Below are 26,030 nucleotides of genomic sequence, written 5' to 3' on the forward strand. Positions count from 1 at the left end.
CGTGAACGGGGCCGGATCCGTCGCGTTCGCCCCGGCCCGTGGCGTCGATCGACGGACGTCAGCCCCGCCGCACCCGCAGCCGCGTCTCCTCGAGGTCGAGCAGCGACTGGGCGTCGCGGAGGATGCGCTGCGGGTAGGCGCGGCGCGAGCGCGCGTCCAGCAGTGCCTCCCGCTCGGCCGCGACCACAGCGAGCCGCAGGGCCCGGTACAGGCGGTGCGGAGTGTCCGCGACCGACCGCTCCGTGCCGCGCGAGCGCTCCCAGGCGGCCTCGGAGCGGAGGAACGACGTCTGGCGCACCCGCTCCAGGACGTCCGGAGCGACGTCGTCGGCGCCCTCGACGGCGTCACCCGGACGCTCCAGCACCGAGAGGCCCTTCTCGGTGATCTCGTCGAGCAGGCCCGCGAGCGCGCGCTGGTCCTCGGGCACGTCGATCCCGCGGATGCCCAGGGCCCGGATCAGCAGGGGCAGCGTGCTGCCCTGGATCAGCAGGGTCGCGACGGCCACGGTGAAGGCGATCAGCACGAGCTGCGGGCGGTAGGGGATGTCCTCGGGCAGCGACTGCGCCGCCGCGAGGGTCACCACTCCGCGCATCCCGGACCAGCCGAGCACCAGCCCGCCGCGCCAGCCGATGCCGTTGCGGCTGAAGTGCCGGTAGTCGCTGCGCCGCAGCAGGTAGCGCCGCTTCGCCCTGCCGCGCTCCTCCTTCGGCAGCTCCTGCCCTTCGGGCGACTCGAGCAGCTCCTTCTGCTCACGGGCCCGTCGCTCGGCCCGGCGCGTCTGCCAGCGCTCGCCGAGGAGGACCGGGCCGACCCAGAGGAAGCGCACGACGATCAGCCCGACCACCGCGATCAGCCCGATCCCGACCGCTCCGGGCACGGAGAGGCGCGCGCTGTCGGCGTCGTGGATCAGCGAGCGGATCTCGAGACCGATCAGCAGGAACACGCCGTTCTCGAGCAGGAACTGCACGGTCCGCCAGTTGATCCGGTCGTTCACCCGCGACTGCGCGGTGAAGGCGCGGGAGGAGGCGTGCCCGGTGTGCAGGCCGGCGACGACCACGGCGAGCACGCCCGAGGCGCCCAGGCCCTCGGCGGGGATGAACGCGACGAAGGGGACGATGAAGGAGAGGACGGTGTTGAGCACCGGGTCCTCGAGCCGCGAGCGGACGAAGACGGTGACGACGCTGGCCACGAACCCGACCACGACGGCCACGACGACCGCGTAGAGGAAGTCGCCGATCGCGGCCCACGGCGTCGCGAGCGTCCCCGCGGCGGCGGCGAGGGCCGAGCGGAGGAGGACCAGCGCGGTCGCGTCGTTGATCAGCCCCTCGCCCTCGAGCAGGGTGAGCAGCCGCGGCGGGAGGCCGAGCCGCCGACCGACCGAGGTCGCGGCGACGGCGTCGGGCGGGCTGATGATCGCGCCCACGGCGATCGCCAGGCCGAGCCCGAGCTCGGGGAGGAGGAGGAAGAGGAGCGCGCCGACGCCGGCCGCCGAGATCAGCACCAGCACGACCGACAGGCCGGTGATGGTGGTCAGATTCCGGCGGAAGTCGATGAACGGGACGCTGAGCGCCGCCGCGTACAGCAGCGGCGGCAGCACGCCGTCGAGCACCCACTCGTGCGGGACGACCACCTCCGGCACCCCGGGGATGTACGAGAGGCCGACGCCGGCGAGCACGAGGACGATCGGGGCGGCGACGCCGAGGCGCCGCGAGAAGACGGCGACCGCGACGAGGACCGAGACGCCGACGATCGCGGCGATGCCCAGCTCCATCAGCGGAGGCTCTCGAGGGCGCAGAAGGGCATGGTCTCGTCTCCAGGGGTGGCGGGCGATCGCCCGGGACGAGTCTGCGCCTCTCGGCGGATGCGGGGCAGGGGGTTGCGAGCACCCGGCGTCCCGCGCCGGGGTCAGCCGTCGTCGCGAGCGGCGCGCCGGTCGAGCAGGCGGGCGAGCGCGAGGAGGAGCGCCATGGCGCCGAGCGCCGCGACGGCCAGGGCGAGCGCGGCGCCGGGCTCGAGCGTGATCCCGCGCTCGACGACCTGCGCCCGCAGCACCGGGTCGGCCGAGACGACGAGCAGGCCGATCGAGGCGGCGGCGAGGACGAGTCCGTAGAGGACGGCGCCGACGCGGATCCGCGGGCGGGCGGTGGCGGGGGTGGGCGTGGTGGTCATCGTGCGGCTCCGGTCTCGGGGGTGGGGCTCGGGGTGGGTGTCGGGGTGGCGTCGGCGTCCGGCGCAGTGGTGCCGGAGTCGGCGTTCGGTGAGGAGTCCTGGACGCGGATCGACCCGCCCTCCTGGGCGATGCGGACCACGAACGGCTCGGCCTCGGGATCGCCGAAGGTCTGCGTCCACAGCTGACGGCCGTCGGCGGTGCGGACCTCGCGGGGCGCGTCGATCGCGCCTCCGTCGGCGTCCAGTACGAGGAGCTCGGTGTCCTCCGTGGTCGCCTCGAGGCGGACCGCCGTTCCCGCCATCGTGGCGACGGACACGTGCCCGTAGCCGATCCAGAGGTCCAGCGGCTCGCCGGAGGTCTCGTAGCCGGGTGCGACCGTGACGCGCAGGTCGCTCGCCGCGAGCGTCGCGTAGCGGCCGGGAGCGGCGCTCGAGAAGCCGTAGGTGCCCAGTACGGGGAGCAGCTCGCGGTCGGTCGGCAGCACGGCGGCGCAGGCGGCCGTGACCAGCGCGACCGTCGCGAGGGCGACCAGCGCGATCGCGCGCCTCCGGAACAGGCCGGCGAGCACGATCACCACGGCGAGCACGAGCGCGGCCGAGGCGGCTCCGACGACGAGGGCCGTCGGCCCGGAGGCGGTGAGCGAGACCAGTGCGCCGGTCAGTGCGGCGGCGCCCAGGGCGAGCAGCGTGAGGCTCGCCCGCAGCCGGGGGTTCGCGGCGCGTCGGAGGCGCTGGCGCTCCAGGCGCGCGGCGGTGACGGCGGCGGCGGCGACTCGCGCCTCCTCCGCCCGGGCGCGGGCCGTCTCGCGGGCCGACGCGCTCTGCTGGGCGCGGAAGGCCTCCCGCTCGGCCCGCCAGGCCTCCTGGCGCTCGCGCCACTCGGCGACGGCCTCGGGGGACGAGGGGCGCTCGTCCTGCAGCCCGGGGTCGGGTGCGGGGTAGGCGGGAGCGGAGGGCGCGGGGTAGGGGAGCGTCGCGGAGGGGTGTGCGGACGGGGAGCCCTGGGCCGGGTGAGCGGCCGCGTCGTCCGATCGCCGGCTCCGCCGCACGATCCAGACCACGAAGGCCACGATCAGCCCGAGCACCACGAGCGACCACAGCGTCCGCCCGGTCGCGGGCGCCCAGGGCATCGCCCCGGTGTACGCGCCGCCGAGCGACCAGAAGCCCTGCGCCACCGGCAGCATCGAGGCGAGCACGAGGACGCCGATCCCGGCGTGCACCCGGTCGAGCGAGCCGCGGAGCAGCCGCTCCACCGGCAGGGCGCCGTCCTGGTCGGGCAGCAGCAGCCAGGCCGCGGCGTAGAGGAGGAGCGCGGGCCCGCCCAGCACCGCGACGACGAGCACGATCCCGCGCACGATCAGCGGGTCGATGCCGAGCCGGTCGGCGATCCCCGCGCAGACGCCGCCGATCCAGCCGGGACGGCGGGGCAGGTCGAGGCCGCGCAGCCAGAGCACGAAGCGGTTCTCGGGCGCAGGGGGCGGATCGGCGGGGCCGGAGGCTCCCGGGTCGGGGCTCTCGGGGCCGGTGCTGTCCGGGCCGGCGCTGTCGGGTCCGGCCGCTCCGGGATCCGTCCCGATCGGCGTCGTCGCTGTGCCTGCCGCCTCCGTGCCGTCCGGCTCCGCGGAGCCCGGCGGGGTCGTGCTCTGTCCTGTCATGCTGCGAGTCTCCCGTGCGCTCCACAACCCGGACCATCGGGGGAACCCCTGATCCGACCCCGAGAGCACCCCCGATCGCGCGGCCGACCTGTTTGGATGCAGGGGTGAGCACAGTCCCCGGCACCGCCGTCCGCCCCCCGCTGCGGCGCCCGCGGACGATGCTGCTCGGCGGAGTGTGCACCGCGGTCGCCGACCACCTCGGCTGGAGCGTGCGGAGGACCCGCGTCCTGGCCCTCCTCACGACCGCGCTCGGCGGGGGCGGCGCGCTCCTCTACCTCTGGCTCTGGGCGCTGGTGCCCCTCGCGCCGCTCGACTCGCGCGACGCGGATCCGGCCGTCCGCCGCTCCGCTCCCGTGGCCGGCCTGCTGACCCTCGCCGCCGCCGTCGCGGCGCTCGCCGTGCTGATCACCGTCGACAGCGGCGACGACGCCGACATCACGCGCGCGCTCGTCGCCGTCGGCCTGCTCGCGGGAGGAGCCGTCGGCTGGAGCCTCGGGCTCGACCGCGGCGACGCCGTCCGCCCCGCCCGGTACGGCTCCGCGGTGCGCCTCGCCTCCTGCGCGCTGCTGGTGCTCGCCGGAGCGGCCGTGCTCACCGGCCGCCCGAGCGCCCTCAACGCGGTGCTCGCCGTGGGCGTGCTGCTGATCGCCGCCGGCGTGCTGGCCGCGCCCCGGGTGGTGACCCTCTGGTCCGAGCTGATGGGCGAGCGCGCCGCCCGCGTGCGCGAGGAGCAGCGGGCCGAGATCGCCGCGCACCTGCACGACTCCGTGCTGCAGACCCTCGCGCTCATCCAGAACCGCGCCGGAGCCTCGAGCGAGGTCGCCCGCATCGCCCGCGCCCAGGAGCGGGAGTTGCGCGACTGGCTGTTCGAGCGCGACGTCCCGGTCGCCAACGACCTGGCCGCCGAGGTCCGGGCGATCGCCGCCGCCGTCGAGCTCGACTACCCCGTGCACCTCGAGGTGGTGGCCGTCGGAGCGTCCGTCCCCGGCGCCGCCGCGCTCCTCGCCGCGACCCGCGAGGCCGTGCTCAACGCGGCCCGGCACGCGGGCGGCGACGTCTCGGTGTACCTCGAGTCCTCCGTGCAGGGCGTCGACGTGTTCGTGCGCGACCGCGGCCCCGGCGTCGTCCTCGACGAGGTGCCCGGCGACCGCCTCGGCATCCGCGAGTCGATCATCGGCCGGATGGCGCGCGCGGGCGGCAGCGCGACCGTGCGCCCCGGAGTCGGCGGCACCGGCACCGAGGTGCATCTGCGGCTCCCCGCGGAGGTCGAGCGGTGACCCGCGTGCTGCTGGTCGACGACCACTCCATCTTCCGCTCCGGCCTGCGGGCCGACCTCGCCCCCGAGCTCGAGGTCGTCGGGGAGGCGGCCGACGTCGACTCCGCCGTCGGCCTGGTCGCCTCGCTCGCGCCCGAGGTGGTGCTGCTCGACGTGCACCTGCCGGGCGGTGCGGGCGGAGGCGGGGCCGAGGTGCTGCGGCGCAGCGCCGGGTCGTCGTCGCGCTTCCTGGCGCTGAGCGTCTCGGACGCCGCGGAGGACGTGGTCGGCGTGATCCGCGCCGGCGCCCGCGGCTACATCACCAAGGCCAGCTCCGGAGCCGAGGTCAGCCGGGCCGTGCTCGCGGTGGCGGGCGGGGACGCCGTGTTCTCGCCGCGCCTGGCCGGCTTCGTGCTCGACGCCTTCGGGGCGCTGGCAGGCGAGCAGGCGGAGTCGGGGGACGAGCTCGACCGGCTCTCGGCCCGCGAGCGCGAGGTGATGCGCCTGATCGCCCGCGGCTACGCCTACAAGGAGGCGGCCGCCGAGCTCTTCATCTCGGTCAAGACGGTCGAGTCCCACGTCTCCGCCGTCCTCCGCAAGCTGCAGCTCTCCTCCCGCTACGAGCTCACCGCCTGGGCCTCCGCCCGCCGCCTGCTCTAGGAGTCGAGGGCGGCCGGCGTGCGATCCGCAGGGGATCCGCGCTCTGCGGGACGCGCCGTGCGGCGGAACGCCCCTTCGCGCGCGGATCCCCTGCAGATCGCACGTTCGGCGGGCCTACGAGGGGCGCCGGTCCGGGTGCCACTGTGCAATTCGCAGGAGATCTGCCATCCAGGGGGCGCATCAAGTGGCAGAACGCCCCTTCGCGCGCGGATCCCCTGCGAATCGCACAGCCCACCTCACACCTCCGGGTCGCCCTCAGCTGCCGCGCGGCGGCGCGCTCCGAGTCCGAGCGCGGTGGCGCCCGCGGCCAGGAGTGCGGTGGCGCCCGCGATCAGGCCGACGCTCTCGACTCCGGTCGAGGCCAGTCCGCCGCCCGAGCCGCCGACGGGCAGCGGGGTGGGCGTGCCGGTCGGCGCGGTCGTGGGCACCGGGGACGGAGCCGCGGTGGGCGCCGCGGTCGGCCCGGCGGTCGGCGCCGTGGTGGGAGTCGCCGTGGGCGCGGTGGTCGGCGGGGTCGTCGGTGCCGTGGTCGGCCCGGCGGTCGGCGTCGGAGTCGGCGCCACCACCTGCGACGCCGGCAGGATCTGCACGATGGTCGGACGCGGTGCCGCCACCGCTCCCGCCGCCGTCGATCCGTAGTCAGGGAAGAACGAGGTCGGCGCCTCGAAGGTGCCCTCCTCGCCCGGGTGCTGCACCGCCACGAACACGTGCTGGTCGAGGTCGTGGACGATCGGTCCGCAGGTCTCGGCGTCGCGGGGCACCGAGAGGAACTGCTCCACCCTGCCGCGCGTCGCGCCCTCGAGCGCGACCTTGAAGAGCCCGTCGTTGTAGCCGATGCCGCTCGGGGCGCCGTCGGTCGAGATCCAGAGGTTCCCGACCGAGTCGAAGGCCAGGTTGTCCGGGCACGAGATCGGCGAGACCTGGTCCGCCGGGAAGCCGGAGAAGTAGACGACGTCGCCCTGAGCCTGGTCGCCGCAGAGCATCAGCAGGTTCCAGGTGAAGGTGCGGCCGGTCTGGTCGCCGCCGTCCTCGATGATCTCGACGATGTGGCCGTCGCGGTTCTCGGTGCGCGGGTTGACCTCGGTCGCGCCCTCCTTGGCGCCCTCGGTGCCGCGGGCGGAGTTGTTGGTGCAGGCCACGTAGATCCGGCCGCTGACCAGGCTGGGCTGCACGTCCTCGCAGCGGTCCATCTTGGTCGCGCCCGCGGCGTCCGCCGCCTGGCGGGTGTGCACGAGCACCTCGGCGACGCTCATCCCGGCGATCGTCGAGGCGCCGTTCAGCACCAGGGGCAGCCACTCGCCGATGCCGTCGAAGCCGCCGTCCGAGGGGACCGCCCCGGTGCCGGTGATCTCGGCCACGGGGGAGTCGCCGGTGAAGCGGGCGACGTAGAGGTCGCCCTCCTCCAGCAGGGTCTTGTTGTGGGCGCGGTCGCCCTCGATGTAGCGCTTCGTCGAGACGAACTTGTAGAGGTAGTCGAAGCGCTCGTCGTCCCCCTGGTACGCGACCACGCGGCCGTCCGGGGCGATGATGACGTTCGCGCCCTCGTGCTTGAGCCGGCCGAGCGCCGTGTGCTTCTTCGGCGTGGAGTCGGGGTCGAAGGGGTCGAACTCCACGATCCAGCCGAAGCGGTTCGGCTCGTTCTCGTAGCCCGGGGTGCGGGCGTCGAAGCGGGGGTCGTCGAGCTCCCAGAGGCGCGAGGTCTCGGAGTCGGCGAGGCCGTAGCGCTTCTCGGCGTCGCTCGTGCCGACGGCGCGGAAGTAGCCGTTGAAGTTCTCCTCGCCCGAGAGGATCGTGCCCCACGGCGTCGTGCCCCCGGAGCAGTTGCCGAGCGTGCCGAGCACGGTGCGGCCCTCGGGGTCGGCGACCGTCTTCAGCAGGTCGGTGCCGGCGGCGGCGCCGGTCACCTCGTAGGGGGTGTCGAGCAGGTAGCGGCGGTTGCGCTCGCCCCCGCGGACGTAGGCCCACGGGCGGTCGACCGCGGTGCGGACCAGCTCGACGACGCTGAGGCCGTGGGCGGCGCGGCCGACGGCGCGCACGCGCTCCGGCTCCGCCTCGAGCTGCGCGGCCGGGAACATGATGCTCTCGTTCGTGTACTCGTGGTTCACGACGAGCAGGGCGCGGAGGCGCTTCGAGCCCGGGATCTCGACGATGTCGGTGTAGTCGTTGTTGTAGCCGAACTGCGCGGCCTGGGCGGCCTCCGTCTGGTCGGCGATGTCGAAGGCGGGGCTGTCGGCGAAGAGCGGGTCGCCCCAGCGGATGATCGGCTGCCAGGCGAAGCCCTCGGGGACGGTGAACCGGTCGACCGTGTACGGCACCGGAGCGATCGGAGTGAAGGCGAGCGGCGAGCCGTCGGCCGCGGTCGCCACGGCCGCCTCGGCGGTGGGCGCTCCTCCGGCGGAGGCGACGGCGACGGTGACCGCGCCGGCCAGGCCGAGGCCGAGGGCGCTGCGGCGGGAGAGCTGCGACGAGACGATGTCGCGGAAGTAGCTGTTGTGCGACGTGTTGCAGGTCGCGGTGGAGCAGGCGTTGGCGCACTTCAGCGCGCAGGTGACGGGGCTGCGCTTGCCGCGCACGTGGCCGGCCATCGGGAGGAGGAGCGGGCGGCGGGCGGTGTCTGACATGGAGGTCCTTCGATCACGAGCAGGAGACGCGATCGAGGCAAGCAGGGGGAGGGGGCGCCGATGCCGCCGGGTGGAGGCTCCTCCCTGAACGGGACGTGAACGTTCTCACAAGAAGGTGAGGCTCACCTTCCCTCCCGGCGGCCCTCCGAGCGCGCCTCCAGGACCGCCCCGACGTTCCCCGCGATCCACTCGACGACCGGCAGCAGCCGATCCGCCAGCTCCGCTCCCAGCGGCGTCAGCCGGTACTCGACGTGCGGCGGGACGACCGGCCGCGCCTCGCGGTGCACGAAGCCGTCCTCCTCCAGGATCCGCAGCGTCTGAGCGAGCATCTTCTCGCTGATCCCGCCGATCCGGCGCCGCAGAGCGCCCCAGCGCAGCGTGCCCGGAGCGAGCGCCGCGAGCACCAGGACGCCCCACTTGCTGGTGACGTGCCCGAAGACCTCGCGGCTCGGGCAGTCGGCGGAGTAGACGTCCCCGGCGAGCAGGGGGGAGTCGGCGATCGTCATGGGGGTGCTCCTCGGGACAGGGGTGGTGACTGTACTAACGAAATAGTGGGTACTGCATTCCGGGAAGCAGGAGGAGTATTCGCCGGTTGCACCCTCCTGGCGGCGGACCCCGCCCGCCCCACCCGTCAGGAAGGACCCCTCATGACCCTCGTCGTCACCGGAGCCACCGGCCACCTCGGCCGTCTCGCCGTCGAGCACCTGCTCGCCCGCGGCACCGCCGCCTCCGACATCGTCGCCACCGGCCGCGACGCCGCGAAGCTCGAGGCGCTCGCCGCCGACCTCGGCGTCCGCACCGCCGTCGCGGACTTCGACGACCCCGCCTCGCTCGACGCCGCCTTCTCCGGCGCCGAGGCCGTCCTCCTCGTCTCGGGCTCCGAGGTCGGCAGGCGCGTCGCACAGCACACCGCCGCGATCGACGCCGCCGTCCGCGCCGGCGCGCGCCTGGTCTACACGAGCGCCCCGAAGGCGACCACGAGCGCGCTCATCCTCGCCCCCGAGCACAAGGCCACGGAGGAGGCGATCGCCGCCAGCGGAGTCCCCGCCGTCGTCCTCCGCAACGGCTGGTACAACGAGAACTACGAGCAGACCGTCGCCGAGCTCGCCTCCACCGGCAGCACCCTCTCGAGCGCCGGCGAGGGCCGCGTCGCCAGCGCCGCGCGCACCGACTACGCCGAGGCCGCAGCGGTCGCCCTGACCGACCCGTCCCTGGTCGGCACCGTGCACGAGCTCTCCGGCGACACCGCCTGGAGCTTCGACGAGCTGGCCGCGATCGTCGCCGAGGTCGCCGGACGCGACGCCGCGATCAGCCACGTCTCCTCCGACGAGCACGCCCGCGTCCTCACCGGCGCCGGCGTCCCCGAGGGCGGAGTCGGCTTCGTCGTCGGCCTCGACGCGAACATCGCCGACGGCCTCCTCGGCGGGACCGACGGCTCGCTCGCCCGCCTGATCGGGCGGCCGACCACGCCGATCCGCGCGTACGTCGAGGAGCAGCTCGGGCGCTGACGCTCCGGCGTCCCCGTCGGCCGGGTCCGGCTCGCAGGAGCACCCCGCTCCCGCGAGCCGGACGGTGGCGCGCCCGGCCTCCCGCGGCGCCGCGCCGGTCACTCCCTTCCGCGGCTCCGCGCCCGCCCTCCGCGGCTCCGCGCCCGACCCGCCGCACCTCGCGCCACCGTGTCGGCGCCCCGACGTAGGCTGTCCGCCATGACCTCGACGACGCCTCGCTCCGGTATCGACCGCTCCGAACTCGACCCCGCGACGCGCCCGCAGGACGACCTCTACCGGCACGTCAACGGGCTCTGGATCGACCGCACGGAGATCCCCGCCGACAAGGCGCGCTACGGCTCCTTCCACGTGCTCCAGGAGGAGGCGGAGAAGGCCGTGCGCGACATCATCGTCGAGGCGCAGACCGCGCAGCACGGCACCGAGGAGCGACTGTTCGGCGACCTCTACGCCTCCTTCATGGACGAGGAGCGGGCCGAGGAGCTCGGCGCCGCCCCGATCGCCGACGACCTCGCCGCCGTGCAGCGGGTCGACTCGATCCCCGGCCTGCTCCGCGCGGTCGGCGCCTTCGAGCGCACCGGCGTCCCCGGGCTCTTCGGCCTCTTCGTCGACAACGACCCGGGCAGCCCCGAGCGCTACCTCGTCTTCGTCAACCAGGGCGGCCTCGGCCTGCCGGACGAGAGCTACTACCGCGAGGAGGAGTTCGCCTCCGTCCGCGAGGCCTACACGCCGTTCGTCGCGCGGATGCTGGCCCTGGCCGGCATCGACGCCGCCGAGACCCGCGCCGAGCGCATCGTCGCCCTCGAGACCGACCTGGCCGCCGCGCACTGGGACAAGGTCCGCAGCCGCGACAGCCAGGCGACCTACAACCTCCGCTCCTGGTCCGAGGTCGAGGAGCTCGCCGCGGGCGTCGACCTCGGCGTCTGGCTCACCGCGATGGGCGCTCCGGAGGGGGCGCTCGCCGAGGTGGTCGTCCGCCAGCCGAGCTTCCTCCAGGGCCTCGCGGGCCTGCTCACCGAGGACCGGCTCCCGGCCTGGCGCGACTGGCTGTCCTGGCAGGTGATCCGCGGAGCCGCGGCCTACCTGTCCAGCGGCTTCGTCGACGCCAACTTCGACTTCTACGGCCGGACCCTCACCGGCACCCCGCAGAAGCGGGAGCGCTGGAAGCGCGCCGTGTCGCTCGTCGAGGGCTCGCTCGGCGAGGCGGTCGGCCGCACCTACGTCGCCCGCCACTTCCCCGAGACCGCGAAGGCCGCGATGGACGTCCTGGTCGCGAACCTCATCGAGGCGTACCGCCGCTCCATCGTCGACCTGGAGTGGATGAGCCCCGCCACCCGCGAGCGCGCGCTCGAGAAGCTCGCGAAGTTCACGCCCAAGATCGGCTACCCGGTCCGCTGGCGCGACTACTCCGCCCTCTCGATCGATCCGGCCGACCTGCTCGGCAACGCGCGCCGCGTGGCCGAGTTCGAGTTCGCCCGCGAGCTCGGCAAGATCGGCCGCCCGCTCGACCGCGACGAGTGGTTCATGACCCCGCAGACGATCAACGCGTACTACAACCCGGGCTTCAACGAGATCGTCTTCCCGGCCGCGATCCTGCAGTTCCCCTTCTTCGACGAGGCCCGCGACCCCGCCGCGAACTACGGAGCGATCGGCGCCGTCATCGGTCACGAGATCGGCCACGGCTTCGACGACCAGGGCTCGCGCTTCGACGGCGACGGCCGTCTCACCGACTGGTGGACCGAGGAGGACCGGGCCGCGTTCGAGGAGCGGACGAAGGCGCTCATCGCGCAGTACGACGCGCTCGCTCCCGCGACCACGCCCGGGCACTATGTGAACGGCGCCCTGACCATCGGCGAGAACATCGGCGACCTCGGCGGTCTCGGCATCGCCTGGAAGGCGTACCTGCTCTCGCTGGACGGCGAGGAGCCGCCCGTCGTGGACGGCCTGACCGGCGCCGAGCGCTTCTTCCTCTCCTGGGCGCAGGCCTGGCAGCAGAAGTCGCGCGACGAGGAGACGATCCGCCTCCTCGCCATCGATCCGCACGCTCCGGCCGAGTTCCGCTGCAACCAGATCGTCCGGAACATCGACGAGTTCTACGCTACTTTTGACGTCTCCGAAGGCGACGCCCTCTGGCTCTCCCCGAGCGAGCGCGTCACCATCTGGTAGTCGCCGCCGACCACCTCCGCACCACGGACGAGGAGCCCCGGGCATCGAGAGCCGACCGATGCCGCGGGGTCGTCCGCCGATCGCGCGTCCCGCCGGCGCGTGAGGACCCAGGTCCCCCCTCCGCACGACCGCACTCCCGACCCGTAGAGGGGCCGTACCCGTGGTGATCCCCACCAGCGAGACCCGCCGTGAGAGCCGACGCAACCGCCGGGGGCGCCACAAGGGCGGCGGTGACCGCGAGAACTTCCAGCGCGGCTTCGACGCCCTCGGCCGTCTCGCGATCGACGGGGTCGTCGTCTCGGCGCGCGCCGTCGACCTGGCGACCGGCCGCACCCTGTTCGCGGTCGACGACTCCGTCTCGATGCCCACCGCCTCCCTCGGCACCGTCGTGCTGCTGATCGAGGTCGCCGCCCGGCTGGCGAACGAGCCGCAGGAGAACCTGCGCCTGGTCGACCGGACCGCGGCGGACGCGGTCTCGGGCTCCGGGCTCTGGCAGCACCTCCAGGTGCCGTCGATGCCGATCGCCGACCTCGCCGCCCTCGTCGGGGCCTCGAGCGACAACCTCGCGACCAACGTCCTGCTGCGCCGCGTCGGCCTCGACGCCGTGCGCGAGCGGGCGGAGGCGCTCGGCCTCTCCCGCACCGCCCTGCTCGACGTCGTGCGCGACGAGCGCGGCCCGGACGACGCGCCGCAGCTCTCGATCGGCTCCGCCCGCGAGCTGACCTGGCTGCTCGCCACCCTCGCGAACGGCGAGATCGTGGACGCCGCCGTGAGCTCGCGGGTGATCGGCTGGCTCTCGCTCGGCACCGACCTCTCGATGGTCGCCGCCTCGTTCGGGCTCGACCCGCTCGCGCACCGCCACCCCGACCACGGGGTCCTGCTCGTCAACGCGACCGGCACCGACGTCGGCGTCCGCGCGGAGGCGGGCGTCCTCCGCGGCCCGCGCGCCGGAGTCGCCTATGCCGTCGCCACCCAGTTCGACGACACGACCCTGCACTACCGCCTCGCGGTGCTGGAGGGCATGCGCACCCTCGGAGCCGACCTGCTCGAGTACGTGCACTGACGGCTGCCGGGGCGGAGGCTCCTCCGGAGCAGGCCGACCCCGCGGGGCCCCTCGGGTGCCCCGTCAAGTCCGTGACCGCCTCCGGGGGCGCGACCTAGGCTGCCCGCAGCGGCGCCGCCTCCCGGGCGCACCGCGGAGAGGGAACCATGAGCAGCTTCGGCTTCGACGCCCCCGAGGACGTCACCGACACCACCCGCCCCGACGGCGACTCCCTGCCGGTCCCGCCGGAGGACCCGGCCGAGATCGACGACCCGGAGTCGATCGACGAGGCGCTCGACGAGGGCGCCGACGCCCGTCTCGGCGACGACCAGGACCCGCCGGAGCACCCCTTCATCCCGTCGCCCAGCTGATCGGCGGAGCCGGGCGCCCGAGCGGCGTCCGGCTCCTCCGAGCGGACTGCACCTCCGAGCGGACTACTCCTTCGACCCCGGCTTCAGGCGGTGCGCGAGCCGCTTGATCGGGTGGGCGGGCTCGCGCTCCGCCGGGTCCTCGACCTCGAGGCCGTAGAACGTGCCGATGTCGCCGACGAACGCCCTGCGGCGGGCCTTGTCGTAGGCGCGGATCTCGCGGCGGAAGGCGATCACCGTCGCGATGCACATCAGGATCATCACGACGCTGAACGGCAGGGCCGAGAGGATCGCGGCGGTCTGCAGGGCGTCGAGGCCCCCGGCGATCAGGAGCGACAGGGCGAGCAGCGCGGTCGCGACGGCGAAGAACACGCGGATCGGGTTGCGCGGCTCCGCCTGGCCGCCGGTCGCGATCATCGCCATGACCAGCGCGCCGGAGTCGGCGGAGGTCACGAAGAAGATGCCGATCAGGATGATCGCGCCGATCGTCAGCACCGAGCCAGCGGGAAGCCCCTGCAGCATCGAGAAGAGCGCCAGGTTCGTGTCCACCGAGCCGTCGGCACCGACGAGGCCGCCGTCGCCGTACAGCTCGCGGTAGATGGCGGTGCCGCCGAGGACGCTGAACCAGAGGAAGGTCATGATCGTCGGCACGAGCAGAACACCGCCGACGAACTCGCGGACCGTCCGGCCCTTGGAGACGCGGGCGATGAAGATGCCGACGAACGGCGCCCACGACATCCACCAGCCCCAGTAGAACGTGGTCCACGAGGCCTGCCACTGCTCGCCCTCGCGGCCGGAGTAGGCGCTGACCGTGAAGGTCAGGCCGATGAAGTTCTGCAGGTAGTTGCCGAGCGACTGCACGAACTCGCGCAGGAGGAACTGGGTCGGGCCGGCGACGAGCACGAAGACGAGAAGCGCCGCGGCCAGCAGCAGGTTGCCGGTCGAGAGCCACTTCATGCCCTTGCCCACGCCCGAGATCAGCGAGAAGACGGTCAGGCCCGTGACCACGGCGATGACCACGATCTGCACGGCGAGCGACGACTCCACGATGCCGCTCGCCTCCAGGCCCGCCGAGATCTGGGTGACGCCCAGGCCGAGCGAGGTCGCGACTCCGAACATGGTGCCGACCAGGGCGACCACGTCGATCGCGTTGCCCCAGCCTCCGCGGACCCGGCGGCCCAGCAGCGGCTCCAGCGCCCAGCGGATCGACACCGGCCGCTTGCGGCGGTGGATCGCGTAGGCGAGGGCGAGGCCGACCACCACGTAGATGGACCACGCGTGGACGCCCCAGTGCAGGTAGGTCTGCGAGATCGCGCTCTGCGCGAGCTCCGTCTCGGTGCCGGTGACGCCCGGGCGCGGAGTGGCGAAGTGGGTGAGCGGCTCCGCGACGCCGTAGAAGACGAGGCCGATGCCCATGCCGGCGGCGAAGAGGAGCGAGATCCAGGCGAGCATCGAGAACTCGGGCTCGTCGTCGTCGGCGCCGAGCTTGATGTCGCCGAAGCGGCTGACGCCCATCCAGATCGCGAAGGCCACGAAGACCGCGGCGATCAGCACGTAGTACCAGCTGAACGTGTTGACGACGGTGGTCTGCAGCGTCGAGAACACGGAGGTCGCGGCGTCGGGCGCGAGGATCGCGAAGGCCGCGATCGACAGCGTGAGGGCCGCCGCGGGCCAGAAGACCCACCGCGCGAGGCGGTGCGGAGGAGTGGGGGTGCCCGCGGTGGCGGGGGCGGTGTCCGGGGAGGACGGGTGCTCGGACATGGGGTCCTCTCGTCGGCGGCAACCGTCCACGGTACACGGGGGCCTGTCGGCGGCCCCGGCCGGGGGAGCCGGGCTGGCACGATCCGGCCCCGGTGCGGGAGGCTGGACCCGTGCAGTTCAGAGTCTTCACCGAACCCCAGCAGGGCGCGAGCTACGAGGACCTCCTCGCCGTCGCGCAGGCCGCCGAGAGCCTCGGCTACGACGGCTTCTTCCGCTCCGACCACTACCTCCGGATGGGCGACGGCGACCCCGGCGTCGGGCCGTCCGACGCGTGGACGACGCTCGCCGGCCTCGCCCGCGAGACCGAGCGGATCGCGCTCGGCACCCTCGTCTCCTCCGTCACCTACCGGCCGCCGGGGATCCTCGCGATCCAGGTCGCCCAGGTCGACGCGATGTCCGGGGGCCGCGCCGAGCTCGGCCTCGGCACCGGCTGGTTCGAGCAGGAGCACGCCGCGTACGGCATCCCCTTCCCTCCGCGCCGCTTCGACCTGCTCGAGGAGCAGCTCGAGATCGTGACGGGCCTGTGGTCGACGCCCGTCGGCGAGCGCTACTCCTTCGCCGGCGAGCACTACACGCTGACCGACTCCCCGGCCCTGCCCAAGCCCGCGCGCCTGCCGCTGCCGGTGATCGTCGGCGGCGGAGGGCCCAAGCGGACCCCGGCGCTCGCGGCGCGGTTCGCGAGCGAGTTCAACCTGCCCTTCCCCGAGTTCGACGCGATCCCGGGCGCCTTCGAGCGCGTCGACGAGGCGTGCCGGGCGATCGGGCGCGAGCCCTCGTCGCTCGTGCACTCGGTCGCGCTGATCGCGGTCGGCGGAGGCGACGAGGCGGAGTTCACGCGCCGTGCCGCGGCGATCGGCCGCGAGCCCGCCGAGCTGCGCGAGCACGGAGTGGCCGGCGGCGTCGACGAGGCGGTCGACCGCCTCGAGTCCCTCCGCGAGGCCGGCTGCGAGCGCGTCTACCTGCAGTTCATGGACCTGCAGGACCTCGACCACCTCGACTTCTTCGCCCGGGAGGTCCTGCCGCGCCTGTCGGCCTAGGCCGGCCGCGGCCTCTGCGCCGAGTGTCCAAAAGTTGTCGCACTGGACGCCGAGTGCGACAACTCCTGGACACTCGCGGGCTCTGGTCACCGCGCCCGGTCGCCCATTGTCCAGGAGTTGTCGCACTCGCGCTCGACTGCGACAACTCCTGGACACTCGCGGGCTCCGGTCCGCGCGCCCGGGCGCCCGCTCGCGCCGCCGCCTACGCTGGAGGGATGGCGGACACGATCGAGCGCGCGGACGAGCGCCTGGCGACCCGCTCGGCGGCCGAGGTCCCGTGGATCGTGCTGGTCTGGGACGATCCGGTCAACCTGATGTCGTACGTCTCGTACGTCTTCCGCAGCTACTTCGGCTTCGGCCGGGCCGAGGCGGAGCGGCTGATGCTGCAGGTGCACACCGAGGGGCGCGCGGTCGTCGCGACCGGCAACCGCGAGGAGATGGAGCGGCACGTGGAGGCGATGCACGGCTACGGCCTGTGGGCGACGCTGCAGAAGGCCGACGCGTGAGCGCCCCGCTGCGTCCCGCGGCCGCCGAGACCGGAGAGCACCCCGCTCGCGGCATCCGAGGACTCGGCTGATGCGCGCGTTCCGCCGCGACTCCTCCGGAGCGGCCGTCGCCCGTTTCGACCGCGAGGAGGCCGGGATCCTCCGCCATCTGGCCGGCGAGATGCTCGAGCTGCTCGATCGCGGGGCGTCCTCGGAGGAGGCCCGCTCCGATCCGGCGCTCGCCCGCCTCCTGCCCGACGCCTACCGCGACGACGCCGAGGCGGCCGACGAGTTCCGCCGCTTCACCGCTCCGGACCTCGCCGCCCGCAAGATGGACGACGCCCGCGCCGTCACGGCGGCCCTCGACGCCGGCGACGGCACGAGTCACGGCCGGATCTTCGAGGGGCTGGGCGAGGTCGCGGTCCGTCTCGAGGAGCCGCAGGCGATCGCCTGGCTCCGCGCATTGACCGATATGCGGCTCGCTCTGGCCGTGCGGCTGGGGATCGACGACACCGACGACGTCGTCCCGGAGGAGGGGAGCGCGGCCGCGATCCGCAGCGTCTACGACTGGCTGGGCGGCGTGCAGGACGGGCTCGTCCGCGCCGTCGACGTGTGATCCGCTCGTCCCTCTAGCGATTCCACAGCTGTGGACAACCCTGTGGAAAGGTGTGGAGAACCGGCTCCGGGAGCAGCTCCGAACGGCGGAGCGCCGGGCGCGGGGGTGTGGAAACGCGTAGCGTCCACCCTGTGAACACTCCGAGCACCGCCGACGCCCAGCGCACCGCCGACGACATCCAGGACTCCCGGGCGGTGCGGACCCTCGCCCGCGGCGGCTTCGCGGCGAACGGCCTCGTCCACCTCCTGATCGGAGTGATCGCGCTCGGCGTGGCCCGCGGCGGCGGAGGCGAGGCCGACCAGAGCGGTGCTCTCGGCGCCCTCGCGGCGCAGCCCGGCGGTCTGGTGGTCCTCTGGATCTGCACGGTCGGCCTCTTCGGCCTGGCGCTCTGGGGGCTGCTCGAGGCGTTCCTCGTCCGCCCGCGCGAGAGCGCCCTGAAGACCTGGGGCAGCCGGCTGAAGGAGGCGGGCAAGGCCGTCGTCTACGGCGCCCTCGGCGTGACGGCGCTGAAGTTCGCGACGGGCGGCGGGTCGAGCTCGTCCGAGTCGTCCGAGAGCGCGAGCGCGCAGGTGCTCTCGGCGCCGGGCGGAGTCGTGCTGCTCGTGATGGCGGGACTGGCCGTCCTCGCGGTCGGCGGCGTCTTCGTGTACCGCGGAGCGAGCAGGAAGTTCCTCGAGAACGTCGCGGAGCCGGGCGGCACGGCGGGCACCGTCGTCACCGTGCTCGGCGTCGCCGGCTACGTCGCCAAGGGCGTGGTCCTCGGCGCTCTCGGCGTGCTGCTGATCGTCGCCGCCGTCACCCATGATCCGGAGCAGGCGGGCGGGCTCGACGAGGCGCTGAAGTCGCTCGTGGAGCTGCCGGCGGGCGTGTTCCTCCTCGGCTTCGTCGCCGTCGGGCTCATCGCCTACGGGCTCTTCTGCTTCGCCCGCGCGCGCTGGCCGCGCCTCTGATGTCGGATAGCGGATCAGCTCCATACCTGTCACCCCCCTTCCGCGCAACTGGTCCCGCCGTCCCGGAGTCGGTGACACGCTGAGGCCTGTGAGTGCTGGAGGCGAGGACGCGACCGGAGGACGGGTGCGTCCGCCGCTGACGCAGGACGCCGCTCGTCTGCTGGCCCGCTCCGCCACGGGGGACGCCTCCGCTCTGGGAGAGCTCGTCGACCGCTTCGGCGGCCTCGTCTCGGCGTGCGTCGGCACGGTCCAGGCCGACCCGGCCGGCCGCGACCGGCTCTGCACCGACGTCTTCACCGCCGTCTGGCGCCGCTCCCGCGAGGGCGCCCGCTCGCCGGAGCCCGTGCTCTGGGTGCTCGAGGTCCTCTGCGAGACCCTCGGCTCCGCGCACGAGCTCGCCCGGCGTCCGCTCGGCAGCGGCCTGCTCGCCCTCGACTGCCCGGACCGCGAGCTCCTGCTGCTGGCTGCGGCCGGCGGCTTCTCGCAGGCCGAGATCTCGGCGCTGACCGGGGTCGACGAGCTCCGGCTGCGCTCGATCCTCCGGAACGCGCTCGAGACGCTCCAGGGCCGCGACAGCGATCTTCTGACGGCCTGATCGCCGGAGCCGTCGCGGGAGTAAAGTTGAGTCCGTCGAACTCAACTTTCGAGCCACGGAGGAGACCACCATCATGCAGGCCGGTCGGATGCCCCAGCAGGACGAGAAGTCCGCACTCGAGCAGTACGGCGTCAACCTGACCGCCATCGCGGCGAGCGGCAAGCTCGACCCGGTGATCGGGAGGGACGCCGAGATCCGGCGCGTCAGCCAGGTGCTCACGCGCCGCACCAAGAACAACCCCGTCCTCATCGGCGAGCCCGGCGTCGGCAAGACCGCCGTCGTCGAGGGGCTCGCCCAGCGGATCGTCGCGGGCGACGTCGCCGAGAGCCTCAAGGGCAAGCAGCTCGTCAGCCTCGACCTCTCGGCCCTGATCGCCGGAGCGAAGTACCGCGGCGAGTTCGAGGAGCGGCTGAAGGCCGTGCTCCAGGAGATCGAGGAGTCCGACGGCCGGATCATCACCTTCATCGACGAGCTGCACACGCTGATGGGCGCGGGCGGCGGCGAGGGATCGGTGGCGGCCGCGAACATGCTCAAGCCCATGCTGGCGCGCGGCGAGCTGCGGATGATCGGCGCGACGACGCTCGACGAGTACCGCCAGTACATCGAGAAGGACGCCGCTCTCGAGCGCCGCTTCCAGCAGGTCTTCGTCGGCGAGCCGACCGTCGAGGACACCGTGGCGATCCTCCGCGGGCTGAAGGAGCGCTACGAGGCGCACCACAAGGTGGCGATCGCCGACTCCGCCCTGGTCGCCGCCGCGTCGCTCTCGAACCGCTACATCACCTCCCGCCAGCTGCCGGACAAGGCGATCGACCTGATCGACGAGGCCGCGTCGCGGCTGCGCATGGAGATCGACTCCGCTCCCGTCGAGATCGACGAGCTGCGCCGCTCCGTCGACCGGCTGAGGCTCGAGGAGCTGGCGCTGAAGAAGGAGAAGGACGAGGCCTCGAAGGCACGGCTGGAGAAGCTGCGCGAGGACCTGGCCCGCCGCGGCGCCCAGCTCGAGGAGCTGCAGGAGCGCTGGGAGCGCGAGCGCGCCTCCCTCAACCGCGTCGGCGAGCTCAAGAACCGGCTCGACGCCCTGCGGATCGCCGCCGAGCGGGCGCAGCGCGAGGGCAAGCTCGAGCGCGCGTCGAAGCTGCTCTACGGCGACATCCCGGTGATCGAGCGCGAGCTCGCCGCCGCCGAGGCGGAGGAGGAGCCGGCCGAGGGCCGCATGGTCAACGAGCAGGTGACGGCCGACGACATCGCCGCGGTGATCGCCGCCTGGACGGGGATCCCCGTCGGGCGCCTCCTGCAGGGCGAGACCGAGAAGCTGCTGCACCTCGAGACCGAGCTGCACCGACGACTGATCGGCCAGGACGAGGCGGTGTCGGCCGTCGCGGACGCGGTGCGCCGCACCCGCGCGGGCATCTCCGACCCCGACCGGCCGACCGGCTCCTTCCTCTTCCTCGGGCCGACCGGCGTCGGCAAGACCGAGCTGGCGAAGGCGCTCGCCGACCACCTCTTCGACGACGAGAAGGCGATGGTCCGCATCGACATGTCGGAGTACGGCGAGAAGTTCGCCGTCTCGCGGCTGGTCGGCGCCCCTCCCGGCTACATCGGCTACGAGCAGGGCGGCCAGCTCACGGAGGCGGTCCGCCGCCGCCCGTACTCGGTGGTGCTCCTCGACGAGATCGAGAAGGCGCACCCCGAGGTGTTCGACGTCCTACTGCAGGTGCTCGACGACGGCCGGCTCACCGACGGCCAGGGGCGGACGGTCGACTTCCGCAACACGATCCTCATCCTCACCTCCAACCTGGGGTCGCAGTTCCTCGTGGACCCGGCGCTGTCGCGGCCGCAGAAGGAGGAGGCGGTCCAGCAGATGGTGCGCCAGGCCTTCAAGCCCGAGTTCGTGAACCGGCTCGACGACATCGTGATCTTCGACGCACTCGACCGCACCGAGCTCGGCGAGATCGTGTCGCTGTACGTCGACCGGCTGTCGAGGAGGCTCTCGGAGCGACGGCTCGACCTGGCGGTGACGCCCGCGGCCCGCGGGTGGCTGGCCGAGCGCGGCTACGACCCGCAGTACGGCGCGCGGCCGCTGCGCCGGCTGATGCAGCGGGCGATCGACGACCAGCTGGCGACGGCGCTGCTCGGCGGCACGGTGCGCGACGGGGACGTGGTGCTGGTGGACGTGGCGCCGGACGGCGAGAGCCTGTCGGTGACGGCGGGGATGCCCGCGTCGGACTGACCGGGGTGCTCGAGCCCTGTCGCGAGTCCGCAGACGTCGCGGTGGTCGCGGTCGAGTACCGCTACTCCTGCGTTCCCGCAGGGGGAGGAGCGCGGGGGCGGCGACGGGATGTCCCTCCACAGGGCGCGCGAGGGCGGGAGTCGTCCACAGTCGCGGGATCCGCGGCGCGCCCGTCCGGCGGGCTCCGTAGCGTCGGCGGCATGTCCTTCGAAACGCCCGGCCCCCGGATGGCCGACCTCCCTCCCGAGGAGAGGCCGAGGGAGCGCCTCCGCGCCTACGGACCGGAGGCGCTCACCGACGCCGAGACCCTCGCCGTGCTCATCGGGGCCGGCGTCCGCGGCGCCAACGCGACCGTCGTCGCGCAGCGCCTCCTCGCGCGCTTCGGCGGCATCGACGCCGTCGCCCGGGCCGGGGTGGGCGATCTGATGCGGCACCGCGGAGTCGGCGAGGTCGCCGCCTGCCGCCTGGTCGCCTCCTTCGAGCTGCGGCGGAGGATGAACCGCGCCTCGCGCGCCGCCCGGGTGACCGACGCCGCCGGCCTGGCCGGGCTCGTCGCTCCGCTGCTGGCCGCCCGGCCGGTCGAGACCGTGCTGGCGGTGGCGCTCGCCGAGTCCGGAGCCGTCCGCGACGTCCTGACGCTGGCCGACGGAGCCCCGGCGCACGCCGAGATCCCCGTCGCCGCCGTGCTCGCCGAGGTGCTGGCGCGCGGCGCGGCGGGCATCGGCCTGGCGCACAGCCACGCGGGCGAGGCCGTGGTGCTCCCCTCCGACCGTGCGGCGACGCGGGCGATCGCCGACGGGGCAGAGGCGTGCGGCCTGCGGTTCCTCGCGCACGTCGTGATCGGGCGCGACGGCTGGGCCGAGGCGCAGCCGTGACGCGGCGCAGGGCTGCTGCGAGGCTGCTCCGATCCGGCAGGACGCCTCCCGCCCCGCGCCGGACCGCCCCCGGCCGTGCCCCGGCTCTCCACCCGTGCCGCGTCGGCGCGCGTTCGTGCAAGCCCCCGCCTCTCCGGCACCCGCGGCCGGTCGCGGGCGTACCGTGGACGCCGACCCCACCCCCCTCCCGACCAGGAGCACCCATGCGAGCAACACTCATCCACGGCGAGCGCGACATCCGACTCGAGGAGGTCCCCGACCCGCAGCTCTCGACGGGGCGCGACGCGATCGTCCGCGTCACCGCGGCCTGCGTCTGCGGCTCAGACCTCTGGCCCTACCGCGGCGTCACTCCCACCAAGGAGGCGCACCGCATCGGCCACGAGTTCGTCGGCGTCGTCGAGGAGATCGGCGACGACGTGCACGACGTCGCGGTCGGCGACTTCGTGATCGCTCCGTTCTACGTCTGCGACGGCACCTGCGCGAACTGCGCCAACGGCGTCTCCACCTCGTGCCTCACCGGCGGCTGGTGGGGCGCCGAGGTCCGCGAGGAGGGCTTCGCGGACGGCGCCCAGGGCGAGAAGGTGCGCGTGCCCCTCGCCGACGGCACGCTCTTCCGCGTGGGCATCGACCCGGATCCGGCGCTCATCCCCAGCCTGCTCACCCTCGCCGACGTGATGGGGACCGGCCACCACGCCGCGGTCTCGGCCGGTGTCACCGCGGGCTCGACCGTCGCGGTCGTCGGCGACGGCGCGGTCGGCCTCTGCGCCGTCCTGGCGGCCAAGCGCCTCGGCGCGACCACGATCATCGCGATGTCGCGGCACGAGTCGCGGCAGAACCTCGCCCGCCGCTTCGGGGCGACCCACATCGTCGAGACCCGCGGCGACGAGGGCGTCGCGCGCGTCCGCGAGCTGACCGGCGGGATCGGCGCCGACTGCGTGCTCGAATGCGTCGGCACCAAGGAGTCGATGCAGCAGGCCCTCGACTCCGCCCGCCCCGGCGGCATGGTCGGCTACGTCGGCGTCCCCAACGGAGGCCCCGAGCTGCCCGTCCGTCAGATGTTCGGCTCGAACGTGGGCGTCAACGGCGGAGTCGCGCCGGTCCGCGGCTACATGGCCGAGCTGCTGCCGGACGTGCTCAGCGGCGCGATCGAGCCCGGTCTGGTCTTCGACCTCGAGCTGCCCCTCGAGGAGATCGCCGAGGCGTACGCCGCCATGGACGAGCGCCGCGCGATCAAGACCCTCGTGCGTCCGTAATCCCGCGGAGGGGCGCCGGCACGGCCGCGAGGAGTAGCCTCCCGCGCATGACCGCGTCAGCCCGCACCGCCGCGACGGCGCCCCTCTTCCACCCCGACCTCGCGCTCGGCCGCTTCCTCCCGCCGATCGTCCTCGGCCCGCGACTGCTGCGCCTCGCCACGCGACGCGCCGCCGAGGGAGGCGAGGCCCCGCCCGACATCGTGGTCGACGACGTCGAGATCCCCGCCGCCGGAGCCGCTCCCGTCCGGGCCCGCAGCTACCGGCCGCGCATCCTCCGCGGTACCGCTCCCGCGCTCCTCTGGGTGCACGGCGGCGGCATGGTGCTCGGCAGCCACCTCCAGGACGAGGCGTCCTGCATCGACTTCGCCCGCACCCTGGGCATCACGGTCGTCTCCGTCGACTACCGCCTCGCGCCCGCGCATCCGGCCCCGGCTGCCGTCGAGGACGTGCTGGCCGCGTTCGACTGGCTCGTCGAGCACGCGCAGGAGCGCGGCGTCGACCCGGCGCGCATCGCCGTCGGAGGCGCGAGCGCGGGCGGCGGCATCGCCGCGGGTGCGACCCTCCTCGCCCACGACCGCGGAGGAGCGCAGCCCGCGTTCCAGCTGCTCGTCTACCCGATGCTCGACGACCGCACCGTCACCCGGCCCGGTCCTCCTCCGCGCGGAGTCCGCGTCTGGACCCCGGGCAGCAACCGCTTCGGCTGGACCGCCTACCTCGCCGGCGAGCCCGGCGGCCCCGGCGTCACGGCCTACGCCGCCCCCGCCCGCCGCGACGACCTCACGGGCCTGCCGCCGGCCTGGATCGGCGTCGGCGGCCTCGACCTCTTCCACGACGAGGACGTCCGCTACGCCGAGCGCCTGCGCGCGGCCGGAGTGCCGTGCGGGCTCGAGATCGTGGAGGGCGCCTTCCACGGCTTCGACGCCCTGTTCCGCCGGACCGGCGTGGCGAAGCGCTTCTGGGCGGCGCAGGCCGCGGCGCTCGGCGAGGCCCTCCTCGCCTGACCTCCGCGTCGACGCGCCGGGCCGATTCCGTCTCCGGCGCTCGGCACTGCGAGGCTGAGGGGCGACGGCCGCCGCCCGCGCGTCATTTGTGCCGTGCCTGCCGCGCATCCCTCTCCGCCCGCCGCCCCGCCCCGTCTCCCGGAGGACCCATGGACATCGACCGCCTCGCCACCCGCTACGAGATCGCCCTGCCCGCCTGGATCGGTGACGCCCTCCGCGACGTCCCCGAGGTCCTCCCGAGCCTCGAGGACCGGATGGCCCTCGTGCACGCGCTCGCCGACCGCAACTTCCGCGAGGGGAACGGCGGCCCGTTCGCGGCGATCGTCGTCGAGCGCGACTCCGGTCGTCTCGTCTCGGTCGGAGTGAACGTCGTCCTCGGCAGCGGGGTCTCGTCCGGCCACGCCGAGGTGACGGCGCTCGGTCTCGCGCAGACCGCGCTCGGCACCTGGGACCTCGGCGGCGAGGGCCTCCCCGCGCACGACCTGGTCGTCAACTGGCGCCCGTGCGTGCAGTGCTACGGAGCGACGATGTGGTCGGGGGTGCGCCGCCTGGTCGTCGCGGGCTCCGGCCCCGAGCTCGAGGAGATCAGCACCTTCGACGAGGGGCCGATGCGCGAGGACTGGGCCGCGCAGTTCGAGGCCCGCGGCATCGAGGTCGTCGACGGCGTGCTCCGCGACGAGGCCCTCGACGTGTTCCGCGCCTACCGCGCCTCCGTCGACTCCGGCGAGGTGCTCGTCTACAACGCCCGCGCCGACTCCTGACCTCGCGGCGGGTCCGGTCCTCGCATCGGTTCCGCGCCGGACGCACGGGAGCCCCGCCTCAGCGGGGCCCCGTGCGGTCCTGAGCTGCCGGCCGCTGGAAGCGGTCAGCGGCGGCTCAGCGCCACCAGTCGTCGAACATCGACAGCGGCACCTGGCGCTTGTGCTCGGTCGCGGCGTACCGCGCCTCGATGGCCTCGGCGACGGCCTGGTCGACCTCGCCGCCCTCGAGGTACGTGTCGAGGTCGGCGTAGGTGAGCCCGAGGTTCGTCTCGTCGGTCTGGCCGGGGTTGTCGTCGAGCAGGTCCGCCGTCGGCGCCTTCTCGTAGAGCCGGGCCGGTGCGTCCAGGTGCTCGAGGAGCGAGCGCCCCTGCCGCTTGGTGAGGCCGGTGAGCGGGAGGACGTCGGCGCCGCCGTCGCCGTACTTCGTGAAGAAGCCGGTGACCGCCTCGGCCGCGTGGTCGGTCCCGACGACGAGCATCCCGGCCTGGCCGGCGATCGCGTACTGCGCGATCATCCGCATCCGCGCCTTCACGTTGCCCTTCACGAAGTCGCTGATCGGCTCGTCGACCGCGTCGCCGAACGCCGCGGCCACGCCGTCGACGCCCTGGTGGATGTCGAAGACGACCTGGCGGTCCGGGCGGATGAACGTGAGGGCGAGCTGGGCGTCCTCCTCGTCGGCCTGCACCTTGTACGGCAGGCGGACCGCGATGAAGGAGGCGTCGCCGCCGCTCGCGCGGACCTGCTCGACCGCGAGCTGGCAGAGGCGCCCGGCGAGGCTCGAGTCCTGGCCGCCGCTGATGCCGAGGACGAGGCCCTTCGCGCCGGTGCTGCGGAGGTAGTCGGCGAGGAAGCCGCTGCGCCGTTCGACCTCGACGGCCGGATCGACGGCGGGGGAGACGTGGAGCTCGGAGATGATCTGCTGTTGGACGTCGCGCACGGCTTCACGCTACTCCGGATGCTCCCCGGCGGCCCCTCCTCGCCGCGGACGCGCAGGCTCCCGACGCCTCCCCGAAACAGGGGCCGCC

General features: G+C 74.0%; 22 protein-coding genes and 1 pseudogene. 16 read left to right on the forward strand and 7 right to left on the reverse strand.

Translation table 11 applies throughout. From position 1 onward, the window contains the following. Positions 1-58 precede the first annotated feature (58 nt). From GSU40_RS00435 to GSU40_RS00445, 3 genes are all read right to left on the reverse strand, one after another. Positions 59-1,771, reverse strand: a complete 1,713-nt coding sequence (locus GSU40_RS00435) for a cation:proton antiporter (protein ID WP_160033063.1) — start codon at positions 1,769-1,771, stop codon at positions 59-61. 134 nt (positions 1,772-1,905) lie between these two features. Continuing rightward, a complete protein-coding gene (locus tag GSU40_RS00440) occupies positions 1,906-2,169 on the reverse strand; it encodes a hypothetical protein (protein ID WP_104225751.1) in 264 nt (87 codons plus the stop codon). After that, positions 2,166-3,824, reverse strand: a complete 1,659-nt coding sequence (locus GSU40_RS00445) for a PspC domain-containing protein (protein WP_160033065.1) — start codon at positions 3,822-3,824, stop codon at positions 2,166-2,168. The genes GSU40_RS00440 and GSU40_RS00445 overlap by 4 nt, the downstream gene beginning before the upstream one ends. Positions 3,825-3,928: 104 nt before the next feature. Here GSU40_RS00445 and GSU40_RS00450 point away from each other — a divergent pair, with 104 nt between their 5' ends. Continuing rightward, complete coding sequence (locus tag GSU40_RS00450) at positions 3,929-5,101, forward strand: PspC domain-containing protein (RefSeq protein ID WP_160033067.1); 1,173 nt, start codon at positions 3,929-3,931, stop codon at positions 5,099-5,101. Continuing rightward, the gene (locus GSU40_RS00455) at positions 5,098-5,739 is read left to right on the forward strand and encodes a response regulator transcription factor (protein WP_104222839.1); all 642 of its coding nucleotides are present in this window, start codon (positions 5,098-5,100) and stop codon (positions 5,737-5,739) included. The genes GSU40_RS00450 and GSU40_RS00455 overlap by 4 nt, the downstream gene beginning before the upstream one ends. Before the next feature lie 581 nt (positions 5,740-6,320). On the opposite strand, the pseudogene GSU40_RS00460 reads toward GSU40_RS00455, so the two are convergent. Further along, positions 6,321-8,360: pseudogene (locus GSU40_RS00460) on the reverse strand (PhoX family phosphatase); the annotation flags it as partial. A gap of 122 nt (positions 8,361-8,482) precedes the next feature. After that, positions 8,483-8,866: a helix-turn-helix domain-containing protein gene (locus GSU40_RS00465; protein WP_160033071.1), complete on the reverse strand. Its 384-nt coding sequence runs from the start codon at positions 8,864-8,866 to the stop codon at positions 8,483-8,485. Positions 8,867-9,007: 141 nt separating this feature from the next. Here GSU40_RS00465 and GSU40_RS00470 point away from each other — a divergent pair, with 141 nt between their 5' ends. The 4 genes from GSU40_RS00470 (at position 9,008) to GSU40_RS00485 (ending at position 13,444) form a co-directional block, all read left to right on the forward strand. Next, positions 9,008-9,868, forward strand: a complete 861-nt coding sequence (locus tag GSU40_RS00470; protein ID WP_104250704.1) for an NmrA family NAD(P)-binding protein — start codon at positions 9,008-9,010, stop codon at positions 9,866-9,868. Positions 9,869-10,066: 198 nt separating this feature from the next. Further along, complete coding sequence (locus tag GSU40_RS00475; protein ID WP_160033073.1) at positions 10,067-12,031, forward strand: M13-type metalloendopeptidase; 1,965 nt, start codon at positions 10,067-10,069, stop codon at positions 12,029-12,031. A gap of 160 nt (positions 12,032-12,191) precedes the next feature. Continuing rightward, positions 12,192-13,094 carry a serine hydrolase gene (locus GSU40_RS00480; protein ID WP_104222833.1) on the forward strand — a complete coding sequence of 301 codons (903 nt, stop codon included), beginning with the start codon at positions 12,192-12,194 and terminating at the stop codon, positions 13,092-13,094. A gap of 146 nt (positions 13,095-13,240) precedes the next feature. Continuing rightward, positions 13,241-13,444, forward strand: a complete 204-nt coding sequence (locus GSU40_RS00485; RefSeq protein ID WP_159911790.1) for a hypothetical protein — start codon at positions 13,241-13,243, stop codon at positions 13,442-13,444. Between the two features lie 63 nt (positions 13,445-13,507). Here the strand turns inward: GSU40_RS00485 and GSU40_RS00490 are convergent, their stop codons facing one another. Then, positions 13,508-15,202, reverse strand: a complete 1,695-nt coding sequence (locus GSU40_RS00490) for a BCCT family transporter (protein WP_160033075.1) — start codon at positions 15,200-15,202, stop codon at positions 13,508-13,510. Between the two features lie 110 nt (positions 15,203-15,312). Here GSU40_RS00490 and GSU40_RS00495 point away from each other — a divergent pair, with 110 nt between their 5' ends. The 10 genes from GSU40_RS00495 (at position 15,313) to GSU40_RS00540 (ending at position 25,005) form a co-directional block, all read left to right on the forward strand. Beyond that, positions 15,313-16,239, forward strand: coding sequence for an LLM class F420-dependent oxidoreductase (locus GSU40_RS00495; protein ID WP_104222830.1), 927 nt, complete (start codon positions 15,313-15,315; stop codon positions 16,237-16,239). A gap of 215 nt (positions 16,240-16,454) precedes the next feature. After that, positions 16,455-16,745: an ATP-dependent Clp protease adapter ClpS gene (gene clpS, locus GSU40_RS00500; RefSeq protein ID WP_104222829.1), complete on the forward strand. Its 291-nt coding sequence runs from the start codon at positions 16,455-16,457 to the stop codon at positions 16,743-16,745. Positions 16,746-16,815: 70 nt separating this feature from the next. Beyond that, positions 16,816-17,340 carry a DUF2017 domain-containing protein gene (locus GSU40_RS00505; protein ID WP_104225742.1) on the forward strand — a complete coding sequence of 175 codons (525 nt, stop codon included), beginning with the start codon at positions 16,816-16,818 and terminating at the stop codon, positions 17,338-17,340. Between the two features lie 131 nt (positions 17,341-17,471). Beyond that, positions 17,472-18,290 (forward strand): DUF1206 domain-containing protein, encoded by an 819-nt coding sequence (locus GSU40_RS00510; protein ID WP_160033077.1) that lies wholly within the window; start codon positions 17,472-17,474, stop codon positions 18,288-18,290. 88 nt (positions 18,291-18,378) lie between these two features. Further along, positions 18,379-18,885, forward strand: a complete 507-nt coding sequence (locus GSU40_RS00515) for a hypothetical protein (RefSeq protein ID WP_160033079.1) — start codon at positions 18,379-18,381, stop codon at positions 18,883-18,885. A gap of 73 nt (positions 18,886-18,958) precedes the next feature. Further along, entirely contained in the window at positions 18,959-21,115 is a 2,157-nt protein-coding gene (locus GSU40_RS00520) for an AAA family ATPase (protein WP_104225739.1), read from the forward strand. A gap of 200 nt (positions 21,116-21,315) precedes the next feature. Next, positions 21,316-21,990, forward strand: a complete 675-nt coding sequence (locus GSU40_RS00525; protein ID WP_104225738.1) for a UPF0758 domain-containing protein — start codon at positions 21,316-21,318, stop codon at positions 21,988-21,990. Positions 21,991-22,193: 203 nt separating this feature from the next. Further along, positions 22,194-23,243, forward strand: a complete 1,050-nt coding sequence (locus GSU40_RS00530; protein ID WP_104222823.1) for a zinc-dependent alcohol dehydrogenase family protein — start codon at positions 22,194-22,196, stop codon at positions 23,241-23,243. Between the two features lie 47 nt (positions 23,244-23,290). Continuing rightward, entirely contained in the window at positions 23,291-24,244 is a 954-nt protein-coding gene (locus tag GSU40_RS00535; protein WP_160033081.1) for an alpha/beta hydrolase, read from the forward strand. Between the two features lie 149 nt (positions 24,245-24,393). Continuing rightward, on the forward strand, positions 24,394-25,005 hold the full coding sequence (locus GSU40_RS00540; protein WP_181027247.1) for a nucleoside deaminase: 612 nt from the start codon (positions 24,394-24,396) through the stop codon (positions 25,003-25,005). Between the two features lie 115 nt (positions 25,006-25,120). Here the strand turns inward: GSU40_RS00540 and nadE are convergent, their stop codons facing one another. After that, positions 25,121-25,942, reverse strand: coding sequence for an ammonia-dependent NAD(+) synthetase (nadE, locus tag GSU40_RS00545; RefSeq protein WP_104225736.1), 822 nt, complete (start codon positions 25,940-25,942; stop codon positions 25,121-25,123). Positions 25,943-26,030 lie beyond the last annotated feature (88 nt).

Origin of the sequence: Rathayibacter sp. VKM Ac-2805 (genome assembly GCF_009834265.1) — a bacterium.
Taxonomy (GTDB): Bacteria; Actinomycetota; Actinomycetes; order Actinomycetales; family Microbacteriaceae; genus Rathayibacter.